This window comes from Exiguobacterium sp. TNDT2 (assembly GCF_003331145.1).
Classification (GTDB): domain Bacteria; phylum Bacillota; class Bacilli; order Exiguobacteriales; family Exiguobacteriaceae; genus Exiguobacterium.
The window spans coordinates 1-12,218 of the sequence record NZ_QLVE01000027.1 but is presented as its reverse complement, the minus strand read 5'-3'; the positions used below and the strand labels follow the sequence as shown (position 1 = coordinate 12,218).

The 12,218-nt window shown below is 49.8% G+C and carries 8 protein-coding genes and 1 other annotated feature; of the genes, 5 read left to right on the top strand and 3 right to left on the bottom strand.

What is annotated here, in order from left to right; all coding sequences use genetic code 11:
- Positions 1–288 precede the first annotated feature (288 nt).
- Positions 289–1,752, top strand: a complete 1,464-nt coding sequence (gene guaB / locus DPV68_RS12440; RefSeq protein WP_114167124.1) for an IMP dehydrogenase — start codon at positions 289–291, stop codon at positions 1,750–1,752.
- A gap of 44 nt (positions 1,753–1,796) precedes the next feature.
- On the opposite strand, the gene DPV68_RS12435 is transcribed toward guaB, so the two are convergent.
- The 3 genes from DPV68_RS12435 to pdxR all read right to left on the bottom strand — a co-directional run bounded on the left by DPV68_RS12435 (position 1,797) and on the right by pdxR (position 7,369).
- A complete protein-coding gene (locus DPV68_RS12435; protein WP_114167123.1) occupies positions 1,797–5,216 on the bottom strand; it encodes an alpha-amylase family glycosyl hydrolase in 3,420 nt (1,139 codons plus the stop codon).
- A gap of 138 nt (positions 5,217–5,354) precedes the next feature.
- Entirely contained in the window at positions 5,355–5,969 is a 615-nt protein-coding gene (locus DPV68_RS12430; RefSeq protein ID WP_114167122.1) for a class A sortase, read from the bottom strand.
- On the bottom strand, positions 5,969–7,369 hold the full coding sequence (pdxR, locus tag DPV68_RS12425; protein ID WP_114167121.1) for a MocR-like pyridoxine biosynthesis transcription factor PdxR: 1,401 nt from the start codon (positions 7,367–7,369) through the stop codon (positions 5,969–5,971). Before pdxR ends, DPV68_RS12430 begins: the two co-directional genes overlap by 1 nt.
- A 284-nt stretch (positions 7,370–7,653) precedes the next feature.
- Between pdxR and pdxS the strand changes: the two genes are divergently transcribed.
- The 4 genes from pdxS (at position 7,654) to serS (ending at position 12,018) form a co-directional block, all read left to right on the top strand.
- Positions 7,654–8,544 carry a pyridoxal 5'-phosphate synthase lyase subunit PdxS gene (gene pdxS / locus DPV68_RS12420; RefSeq protein ID WP_021066746.1) on the top strand — a complete coding sequence of 297 codons (891 nt, stop codon included), beginning with the start codon at positions 7,654–7,656 and terminating at the stop codon, positions 8,542–8,544.
- Between the two features lies 1 nt (position 8,545).
- On the top strand, positions 8,546–9,124 hold the full coding sequence (gene pdxT, locus DPV68_RS12415) for a pyridoxal 5'-phosphate synthase glutaminase subunit PdxT (protein WP_114167120.1): 579 nt from the start codon (positions 8,546–8,548) through the stop codon (positions 9,122–9,124).
- Positions 9,125–9,211: 87 nt separating this feature from the next.
- Positions 9,212–10,456 carry a D-alanyl-D-alanine carboxypeptidase family protein gene (locus tag DPV68_RS12410; protein ID WP_232819640.1) on the top strand — a complete coding sequence of 415 codons (1,245 nt, stop codon included), beginning with the start codon at positions 9,212–9,214 and terminating at the stop codon, positions 10,454–10,456.
- A gap of 18 nt (positions 10,457–10,474) precedes the next feature.
- Positions 10,475–10,682 (top strand) — a binding site (T-box leader).
- 52 nt (positions 10,683–10,734) lie between these two features.
- Positions 10,735–12,018 (top strand): serine--tRNA ligase, encoded by a 1,284-nt coding sequence (gene serS / locus DPV68_RS12405; protein WP_114167119.1) that lies wholly within the window; start codon positions 10,735–10,737, stop codon positions 12,016–12,018.
- Positions 12,019–12,218 lie beyond the last annotated feature (200 nt).

Genomic DNA, 12,218 nt, shown 5'->3' with positions numbered 1-12,218 from the left:
GGGGGTCTCCCCCTGCGAGGATAGGACGTTGCCAGGCCAACGCGAAAGACGATCGAGCATCCGCTCGGTCGTCTTTTTTTTACAAATTTTATTATGAATATGGATTCCTTTGCAATATATATAATCTATTTCCGAACGTTATCAGTGGAAAACAAATAGAACGAATACAATTCTGAACTTTCTGAACATCGTGAATTGAATTGCACTTTCGGGCTATACCTGTTACCATTACAGAAATATTTCGAAACAAAGATTCGAGTCCGATAGGGAAAGGGGCAATCGATTTTTATGTGGGAAAACAAGTTTGTAAAAGAAGGATTAACGTTTGATGACGTGTTACTCGTACCGCGCTTTTCAAATGTCTTGCCAAGAGATGTGAGTTTGAGCACTAAACTTTGTGAAGGTCTAGAGTTGAACGTACCAATCATCAGTGCAGGTATGGATACGGTCACAGAAGCACCGATGGCCATCGCCATGGCACGCCAAGGTGGTCTAGGAGTCATTCATAAAAACATGTCGATGGAGATGCAGGCAGAACACGTCGATCGCGTTAAACGCTCGGAGAACGGCGTCATCACGAACCCATTCTATTTGACGCCTGAGCGACAAGTGTACGATGCAGAGTACTTGATGAGTAAATATCGTATCTCAGGTGTTCCAATCGTTAATTCGGAAACAGAACGCAAATTGATTGGGATTTTAACAAACCGCGACCTTCGCTTCATTAAAGATTACTCGACAGTGATTGCGGATGTCATGACAACGGAAAACCTCGTCACCGCAAAAGTAGGGACGTCCCTTGAAGAAGCAGAACGCATTCTTCATCAACATCGGATTGAAAAATTACCGCTCGTTGATGATTCAGGTGTGTTAAAAGGTCTCATTACGACAAAAGATATTGAGAAAGTCGAACAGTTCCCGCACGCAGCAAAAGACAAACAAGGTCGCTTACTCGTTGCAGCCGCCGTCGGTGTCACGAAAGATGCCGCATCGCGTGCTCAAATCCTTGTCGATGCTGGTGTCGATGCTCTAGTGGTAGACACAGCTCACGGGCATTCAGCAGGCGTCATTGAGAAAGTAAAAGAGTTACGTGACATGTTCCCGACACTCCCAATTATTGCAGGGAATGTCGCGACAGCCGAAGCAACACGGGCTTTGATTGAAGCCGGTGCATCGGTCATCAAAGTCGGGATTGGCCCAGGGTCAATCTGTACGACACGAGTCGTAGCAGGTGTCGGCGTTCCACAAATCACAGCGGTATACGATTGTGTCACAGAAGCTAGAGAACATGGTGTCACAGTCATCGCTGATGGCGGAATCAAGTACTCTGGTGATATTGTGAAAGCTATTGCAGCTGGAGCTCATGCCGTTATGCTTGGTAGTCTTCTCGCTGGTGTGAAAGAGAGTCCAGGTGAGATGGAAATCTACCAAGGACGTCAGTTCAAAACATATCGTGGAATGGGTTCTGAAGCCTCGATGAAACGTGGAAGCCAAGATCGCTACTTCCAAGAAGCGGACAAGAAATTTGTGCCGGAAGGTATTGAAGGTCGTGTCGCTTATCGCGGCGAGTTGGCAGATACGGTGTATCAACTCATCGGTGGCCTTCGCTCAGGAATGGGTTATTGTGGGGCAGCTGACATCTGTGCATTACGCGAAGATACGCAGTTTATCCGCATGACAGGGGCTGGTTTGCAAGAAAGCCATCCACATGATGTCCACATCACTAAAGAAGCGCCAAACTATTCACGCTAAACCAAAAGCCGTTGCCTCTACATAGAGACAACGGCTTTCTGCTATCATTTTTTAACAAGGATGACGGTACCACCATCGTCTTGAGCAGGCAAGCTGATTGTGACTTTCCCATCACGTTTGACCATATACTGACGACCACTGTAGCGGTCGACGAGTTTCGTGTTGTGCTTGAGTTTGGTTTGGAACGTAATCGTTCGTTTTGCTTCTGTCGTGTTCAAAGCAACGAGGACCGAATCTTTGCCGTATTTTCGCTCAAACACAGAATATCCCTTCGCAGATCCACCCGCAATAACGGCCCGTGTTCCTTTGCTAAACACTTTCGAATAGTCAGCACGAATATTGAGTAGTTTCTGGTAATGCGTATGCATTGCCTTACCTTCTCCTTTGACTCGCTTCCAGTCGAAGTCATAACGGTTTTCATTGAACTCGCCTTTATCCATATCCATAGCGTGTTTCCCGGACTGTCCGACCTCTTCGCCATAGTAGATGACAGGTTGGCCTTTCGCTGTCATTTGAAGCGATGCGGCGACCATGTGTTTCCCTTCATCTCCGCCGGCACGTGATACGAGGAAGCCGTCTTCGTCATGGCTACTGAGGAACTGTCCGAGCGTCGCTTCATTCGAGAGTTGTGTGTTGCGGTATTGTAGCGCACTCTCGACGTCATCAATATTCCCGTTGATGAACCGCTCAGCTTGGTATTTGAAGTCAAAGTCGAGTAGCGAATCCATTTGGCCGCTCTGTAAGTAACCGCCCGTGTTGTTTACACTCGCGCCGTAATGTTCGCCAATCATCTTGAAGTCTGGTTTAAGTGCCGTTAACTCGTTTTTGAACGACTTCCATGTTGTCGAATCGACGTGTTTGACTGTATCAACGCGGAAGTAGTCGATGGTGTTACCTTTTTTCGTCTTCGAGCGTTTAATCCAATCTGTCTGCCATTTGACGAGTTGTTCACGAACAGCTGCTTCCTCTGTTTTAAAGTCTGGCAGCCCAGAGAGTGACATTTTCAAGTCATCCCCATCGACCGGGTTCGAACGAATCATCCCCTCGAACGCTTTACGTTCCTGATTTGTCGGGAAGTTTGTCGCACCCGTATCGACAGCTCCTGGTTCCATGCCGTAGCCAGGGTGGTTCAGGACGACGTCGACCATAATCTTGATGCCTCGTGCGTTTGCTTCGTCGATGAGACGATGGAACGCCTTCATGTCCCCAAGATGCTCATCGAGTTTTTCAAAGTTTTTCGCCCAATAGCCGTGGTAGCCGTATTGTGAGCCGTCTTTACCATAACGAAGATCCCAGTCGATGTTGTCGACGATCGGGGTAATCCAAATTGTATTGATACCTAACTTGTCCAAATAGTCGAGTTTCTTCGTGACGCCGGCAAAGTCGCCGCCGTGATACGACTCAAGATGGTCTTGGTCGTAGTATTCACCATTCGGGTTGTTATTCGTTTTATCCCCGTCATAGAAGCGATCGGTCAGCATGAAGTAAATCCGTGCCTCATCCCAATCGAACTCTTGCTTGTCTTTCATCGAGACCGGTCGGACTGTCAACGATGTTTTCGTGTTATGAACGTTTCCGTATTGGTCAATCGCCGTAATCGTCAAATACTTATTGCCTGGTTTGACAGTATCTTTCACTGCAATCGTCTGTTTGTTCAGTGCCGGGTCGACCGCTAGCTTGGCCGGTCCACCGAGTGGACGGGCATCGATGTACATTTCTCGTAATTGGACACCTTTTGGCAACGTCGGCTTCACCTGGACGACCGCATTTTCTCGAGAACTAATCGCTTTTGGAGAAACAGAAGCGGTCAATTTGACGTTTGGACGACGATATTCAACGCTCGACGCTTCAAAGTAAGGGTCTTTTACTTCAGTCGTGACGCCGTCTTTTGTGACAAGGAACGTATAATCATGTTTCCCTTCCGGTAATTTGACCGTATGACGGAACCATTCATTTTTTGCTTCATACGTCATCGGATACGTCGTGCCATTGACTTTTAACGCGACACTGTCGATTTCATCGAGTTGTCCTGCTTCGTACAACGCTTTGTCACGGTAGAAGAATGTGACAGCACCGTTTTCTAAAACCGGTCCTTGAATCGTCGGTACTTGGTGGAATGTCCCTTTGCCGCTCTCGACGACAACTTTCGTCACCCGGTCGCTCCCGAGTTTCACATAGCGGTCCTCTCCGTAACCATCTTTCACGGCCCAATCCGTGCCTTTACGGATGACAAAACCGACATTGGTCGCATCTTTGCCGACTGGGATTCGGAAGATGGCGCCGTCTTCGGTGATTTTATACGGGTCAACTTGACCATCTTTGGCACCCGTGCTCCACGTCCATAAGTTCCAGCCCGTGTAATCGTTATCGGCCCGGACGTACAACATCTCGATGTAGCGTTGTGTTTTCCATGGATCGGCGATTTCAGTGATGGTTTTAAAAGACGTCGTCAATGCCGGCAACGTCGTGTTCGACAGGTTGCCTTTCACGGCATCCGCCGGTAGGGTCGCGGTATACGTTTGATTCAAACCGAGTGCCTCGGTTGGTGTGACGGTCACTGTCGATCCACTCGCTTCAGCCGTGAACGGTACAGCCGTCTCACCATTCATCAAGCTGATGTTCGAAGCGTCTAACGATACAGGCTCATTGAACATCCAAGTGATTGGGGATTTGATGTCCACTTGTTCCGATTGATTGGTCGGTGTGACTGCTGTCACTTCGAGTTGACTGACCGTCTCGACACCGCTCAACGTGAAGGCGGGACTATATACCGATTGTGTCGACGGAGTCGCCGAAACGTTCCAACTATCGGCGACTTTATTGGCCGAATTGCTTGGAATCGTGTCGAACGCACCATGCTCGGTCGCGTTATTCCCGCTGAGTACGGTGAGAACCCGAACGGTATCCTCATTGCTTAGGCCAAGCAGAGACAATGGAATTTTTCCTTCAAAGCCTTTCGTGCGGTCAATAGCAAACGAGGCGCCGTTCAAGTTGCTTAAGTTTGCGAGTGGTGTGGATTTACCTGCTTCATACAGAACGGCTTCTTTTACTGATGTATCGCCATCGACGCGAAGTAAAATATGATACTGTGGTTTTTTATCGGTTTGGCTAAAGTTGAACGGATAGCCAAGCGGGTTTGTCGCTACGCCTGAATCTTGTTCATTGATTTGGAGGGCGATATTTATGTACTGACCATTGTCGCCCCAGTTCGGGACGTTGTTCGCATCCACATAAAAGTAAAGGTTACGTGCATCGTTCTGCAGATAGACGTCTCCTAAATCGAATCCTTGCCAACCCGCCTGTGGGGATGTGGCGAGCGCTGGCGTGTTCGTCCAATCTGTTTTTAAGCCATCAATTGAGATTGTGGCAGGTTCAGCCAAAGCGTTCATCGGGACGCCGGCTTGGATCAGGAGAACGGATGATAAAAGTAACGTGGTCGTCTGTCGTGCCGCTTTCTTCTTCATAAAGCACCTCTTTCATGGAATGTGTCGTCTACAGGGCAACGGATTGTTAAAATTGTGCAAACGGTTTCAGGAATAGTTTAGCTGAATATGTAAGCGTTAACAATATGTTTTTTGAAAAATAATAAAAACGCCTATCGGTTAGAGAGGCGTTTGCTTCACGAGGAGTCCTTTCACAATCAACCGTTCCGTCGCATCGAACGTACACGTGACGAGTGTAATCGTCGGTTCTGTTGTCGGGTCGAGCACGTCGACCCGTGTCGGGGGAACGGTCTCAAGCGAAATGACCTCGTATTCGAACGTATGTGTCATGTCGGTCAAGTAGATGGACATGCCGACGTCGATGATGTGAAGCGGACCGAACAGTGCGGTCGGGCTTTGCGTATAGTGGCCGGCAAGTGCATAGTTTCCAGTCCCCATGTGCTGGGACGGATCCATCGTTCCGGCACCGACAGCCAAGTTCTCGTTATCGAGACCATATAAAATGGGCAGTTCAAGGTTAACATCTGGAATGGAAATGAGACCCATGGTCGGTAGTTCGTGAAACCGATTGCGCACAGTCAATAGTTGTTCCCAGGATAACGGTTCGACGTTTGAAAACTCAAATTCGCCGGTTTTGGGCTGTCTCGGTTGAATCTCGGCGGTCACTTGTTGACTATTCCACGTCGCGAGTTGATCTTTCCACCACGATTCGGATAACAGGAGTGTACCGATTAATAAGAGGAGACCACCGAGGAAATAGCGTGACCGTTTCATCAATCTCTTCCTTTCTCAATGTTCCAACACGACATGAGTGCACTGACGGCAGCGGGTAATACTTCTTCAGATAAGGCGGCAAACCCGAATAAAAGCTGTGGGACCGTATCGCTTGAGTTGATGCGATAATCGGTCATCGCATTGATTCGAATATTCGCGGCTTCGGCCAGACGTTTTAATTCTTCGTTCGACTTTGTCGTTTGGACAGATAGCACAACATGAAGGCCCGCGCTTGCCCCTGTGATGGAGACGATCGGTTCATACGGTTTGAAAGCGGCGATGATGATTTCAAGTTTACGTCGATATGTTTTACGCATCCGGTTCAGATGTTTCTCAAAATCACCGGTCGCCATAAATTCGGCCAACGTGTGTTGCTCGAAGCGGGGCACGCTGCATGTGAAGTGACGATAACGTTCCCGGTAGCGATTCAACAGCGGAGGCGGGAGTACCATATAACCGATTCGCAACGAAGGCATTAGCGATTTCGAGAACGTGCTCAAATAGACGACCCGCTCGTTTTGATCCATGCTTTGCAAGGACGGGATGGGCTTACCGCTATAACGGAATTCGCTGTCATAATCGTCTTCAATCACATATGTTTGCCGCTCTGATGCCCAGTTGAGCAGACGTTGACGGCGGCTGACCGATAAAATCGTTCCGGTCGGGAATTGATGGGCCGGTGTCACATAGAGGGCATCAATGGATGCTTGCTCCACCATATCGACACGGACGCCACTCTCATCGACAGGAATTGGAATGAACGTCCGTCGTTGATGGGCGAACAGTTGGCGGGTGAGCGGATACCCCGGATCCTCAATGCCAAACGTCGTGGTATCCGGCAACAGTTCTAACAATTGGGGCAACAGCTGCTCGGTTCCCGATCCGACAACGATTTGTTCGGGAGAACAATGCACACCGCGCGAATGGTAGAGATAGGTCGCAATCTCTTGGCGAAGAACGAAATCGCCTTGGACAGAGCCAAGTGACAACAAATCGTGATGTTCTTCCGAGACGACTTGTTTTAAGTGCCGGCGCCAACGTTCGAATGGGAAAGCGGTCGTGTCGATTTGACTCGGATACAAGTCGAACTCATATGTTTTTTTCACCGGGAGCGGTTCGATGACGCTACTGCCGCGCCGGACGTACAGTTCTTCTTGCGGCAACACGTAGAAGCCTTTGCGTGGCAACGACTCGATGTATCCTTCCGCGAGCAGCTGGGCATAAGCCAGTTCGACTGTCGTTTGTGATACATCTAAAAATTCGCCTAACTTACGTTTGGACGGAAGTTTTGTCCCGGTGGTGAGGGTGTCATCGACGATGGCTTGTCGAATGTGTAGATAGAGTTGTTCGTATAACGGGACGCTCGAGTCAACCTCGAGCGAGAACGTGAGCATATCCATGATGTATCCTTTCTAGTCAGCCAAAGAAAAAATAAAGTACGAATCCAATGACGAGGAGGAGCGGGACCATTCCCGTTTTTCCAAAAAAACTGCGCTCATGCGCTTCGTCACGACTGTTCCATTGATCCATTCCATCATCTCCTTTAATCTTTACAACATTCGAGAATCGAGAAATGAAGTCCTTTGTTTGAACTGACCACTTTAAAAAATATAAAACTGGCACTTTTAATATAGTCAAATCAATTTATACTTGCAAGTAGACTAGCTTATTGGAGGGGATCCATTTGGAAAAGAGACAAGTAGGGACAGACAAAGTAAAACGTGGTATGGCCGAGATGCAAAAAGGTGGTGTCATCATGGACGTCATCAACGCAGAACAAGCAAAAATTGCTGAGGCAGCAGGTGCAGTTGCCGTCATGGCACTCGAGCGCGTACCTTCAGATATTCGCAAAATGGGCGGCGTTGCGCGTATGGCCGACCCGACAATCATCGAAGACGTTATGGGTGCAGTATCGGTACCGGTCATGGCGAAGTGCCGCATCGGTCACATCGCTGAAGCACGTGTCCTTGAATCAATGGGGGTTGATTTCATTGACGAGAGCGAAGTGTTGACGCCTGCTGACGAAGAGTTCCATCTCTACAAACGTGACTACAAAGCACCATTCGTCTGTGGCGCGCGTGACCTCGGTGAAGCATCACGCCGCATCGGGGAAGGTGCAGCGATGATTCGGACGAAAGGTGAGCCGGGAACCGGCAATATCGTCGAAGCGGTTCGTCACATGCGTACCGTTCAAGCCCAAGTGAAACGCTTGCTCTCGATGAGCATCGACGAAGTGATGACAGAAGCGCGTGACCTTGGTGCCCCGTTTGAAGTACTCATGCAAATCCGTGAAGCAGGTCGCCTCCCGGTCGTCAACTTCGCAGCAGGCGGAATTGCGACACCAGCCGATGCGGCACTCATGATGCACCTCGGAGCGGACGGCGTCTTTGTCGGATCAGGAATCTTTAAAGCGGAGAACCCTGAGAAATTTGCCCGTGCCATCGTTGAAGCAACGACATACCATGATGACTATGAGCGCATCGCGCACTTGTCGAAAGGACTCGGCGAAGCGATGAAAGGGCTCGACGTCCGCACGCTCAAACAAGAAGAACTCATGGCACCGCGAGGTTGGTAAGATGACTACGATTGGTGTACTCGGAATGCAAGGTGCGATTCGCGAACACGTCCATATGCTCGAAGCACTTGGTGCGAATACGCTCGTTGTCCGCTCGATCGATGACTTGAACCGCATCGATGGACTCGTCTTGCCGGGTGGGGAGAGCACGACGATGCGTCGCTTACTCGATCGGTACGAGTTGCTCGAGCCGTTACGTGAGAACACGGAATTGCCGATGTTCGGGACGTGCGCTGGTTTGATTTTGCTCGCGACCGAAGTCGAAGGATATGATGCGCACCTTCGTAAAATCCCGATGACGGTCAAACGGAACGCGTTCGGACGACAAGTCGATAGTTTTGAAGTCGATTTAGCGGTCAAAGGAATCGATGACGCTGTCGAAGCAGTGTTCATCCGAGCACCACAAGTTGCATCGGTCGAAGCGAGCGTCGAGGTGCTCGCCGAGGTCGAGGAAGCGATTGTCGCGGTTCGGTATGACAAGTATATGGCCTGCTCGTTCCATCCGGAATTGACAGATGACTTGTCGATGCACCGCTATTTCTTGGACATGGTTGAAGCGACTAAGCGACAACTCGCCTGATTGAAAGGCTCTCTAGCAAATAGGGAGCCTTTTTCATGTGTTTTTTTGCTACACTGTAACGAGATACGTATAGAAAGGGGCAAGACCGTGAGACAAAGATGGATCGGATGGATGCTCGTTTGGGCAATCCTTTTAAATATGATCGTGCCGGCGGATGCATCGGCGGCACCTAAAGTTGATGCGACCGGCGCGATGCTCGTGGACATGACGACGGGACAAATCCTGTTCTCACAAGAAGAGGACGCGATGCTCCCTCCGGCATCAATCACTAAGCTGATGACCGCTTTTCTTGTCCGGGAAGCCATCGAAGCGGGTAACCTCAGTTGGAACCAAGAAGTGACCCCGAGCGACAAGGCGTTGGCGCTGACCCGAAAACCAGGATTGGCTCGGATTCCGCTCGTCAATAAACCGTACACGGTGAAAGAGCTATACGACGTGGCGTTGATTCGTTCCGCGAACGAGGCAGCGGTCACATTGGCCGAGGCCGTCTCTGGTTCGGAAGGGGTATTCGTGAAGAAAATGAACGAACGGGCGACCGAACTTGGCATGACCCAAACGACGTTCGCCAATGCATCGGGACTTGACTCTGTGTCAGCGGGACGTCCAGGGGAGAATTTGACATCGGCCAATGATTTGATGATGCTCGCTTTGGCATACTTGACGAAGTTCCCGGAAGTGCTCGATGTGACGAAACAAGCGTATGTTGATATCGACGGCGTCCGCTTCGAAGCGACGAATCGGATGCTCGCCGGTCGAGATTTGGCGTATCCGGGCATGCTCGGCTTTAAGACGGGTACGACTGATGACGCAGGTTACTGTTTCGTTGGAGTATCGACGCGAGATGGACGTACCGTGCTGTCGGTCGTTCTCGGAGCGGGAACCGATCAAGGACGCTACACTGCGACAAAGGCGCTTCATGACTACGCCTACGGCGATTTCGTCTTAACTCCAATTTTACGAACCGGTGAAATCGTCCCGGCGACACTCCATGTCGCCGAAGGTACAGTCGAGACAGCGAAAGTGCGCACGACGTCAGCCTTTGAAGTACTCGTCGAGAAAGGACAGGCCGTACCTGAACCGACATATGACCTTCCGGATACGAAAGCACCGATTGCGGTTGATCAACAGGTCGGGACCGTCACCATTGAACCTTCCGGAAGCGTCCGGTATTTAGATGGTGAACTTCCACCTAAAGGTACGCTCGTCGCGGCCGAACCAGTCGAGATGGCTTCGTTTTTGACACGCATGACGCGCGCCTTCTCGGATTTTTTAGATGAGATTCGACTCGTGCTCGGAAAACTGAGTCTTGTCGATAGAGTTGAGATGTTGTAAAGTAAAACTAATTCAATGACAGATGCAATGATGAGGAAAAGTACGTTACGGTCATCTACTGACAGAGAGCTAGTGGTTGGTGCAAACTAGTGGGATGATGTAACCGAATCGGCCTCGGAGCATTGGCTTGGAAACAAGTCACGTTACGCACACGTTACGTGCATCGAGTGGCCCGATTTCGGGCAACGAGGGTGGCAACGCGGATCCAAGGTGGTTCGTCCCTTTCCTACGGGAAAGGGGCGTGCCACCTTTTTATGTGAAAAAAGGAGGAATAACAAATGTTAGACATTAAACGATTACGAACAGATTTTGAAGAGATTAAAACGAAGCTGGCTCATCGCGGCGAGGATTTGAGTGCGCTCGATCGTTTCCCGGAGCTAGAAGAGAAACGCCGCAACTTGATTAATGAGGTCGAAGTGAAGAAAGCGAAACGAAATGAAGCGACGAAGCAAATTGCGGAATTGAAACGCAATAAGCAAGATGCGGATGGACCGATTCTCGAGACGCGCCGTCTCGGGGATGAAATCAAATTGCTCGATGAAGAGTTGCGTGAAGTCGAGGCCGAGTTGAACTTGATTCTCCTCAGCATCCCGAACATCCCGCACGAATCAACGCCGATTGGCGAAACGGAAGATGATAACGTCACCATCCGTGAAGTCGGAACAAAACCGACGTTCGAATTTGAACTTAAACAGCATTGGGACGTCATGGAAGACTTGAAAATCGTCGATGTGGAACGAGCGGGTAAAGTGACCGGCAGCCGATTTGTCTTTTATAAAGGTCTCGGCGCCCGTCTCGAACGTGCCCTTATCAACTTCATGATGGATATGCACGCCGATGAACATGGTTATTCTGAAGTGCTCCCACCTTACATGGTCAATCGAGACGCGATGACGGGGACGGGTCAACTTCCTAAGTTCGAAGAAGACGCATTCAAAGTGGCGGACACGAACTACTTCCTCGTACCGACGGCAGAAGTCCCGGTGACGAATATGCACCGTGACGAGATTATGACGGAAGACCAGCTTCCAATCACGTACACGGCGTATAGCGCTTGTTTCCGTTCAGAAGCGGGATCAGCCGGACGCGACACGCGTGGGCTCATTCGTCAGCATCAGTTCAACAAAGTCGAGCTCGTCCGGTTTGTGAAACCTGAAGAGTCTTATGAACAACTCGAACTGTTGACGGGCCACGCTGAAGAAGTGCTTAAGCGTCTCGGTCTCCCATATCAAGTGCTCAGCATGTGTACGGCAGACCTCGGCTTCACGGCTGCGAAGAAATATGACATCGAAGTGTGGATGCCGGCGCAAGGGATGTATCGTGAAATCTCATCTTGTTCGAACTTTGAAGATTTCCAAGCGCGCCGGGCCGGAATCCGTTTCCGTCGCGAAGCGAACGCGAAACCAGAATTCGTTCACACACTTAACGGATCTGGCCTCGCTGTCGGCCGGACCGTCGCTGCGATTTTAGAGAACTTCCAACAGGCAGACGGTTCAGTCGTCATCCCAGAAGTACTACGTCCATATATGGGCGGCGTCGAGAAAATTGAAATGCCTCAGTAATGAACAAACAAACCCGTCTGAAACGTATATTTCAGACGGGAATTTTTTTTGGTTTTTTTTAATGTTTTTTCACAAAAGGGTTTGACATCTGCTTGCCAAGTTGATACTATAAATCATGTCGAGCGAGATGATTGCTCACCAATTGTATACGAGCTTTGGAGGTGTACCCAAGTGGTTTAAGGGAACGGTCTTGAAAACCG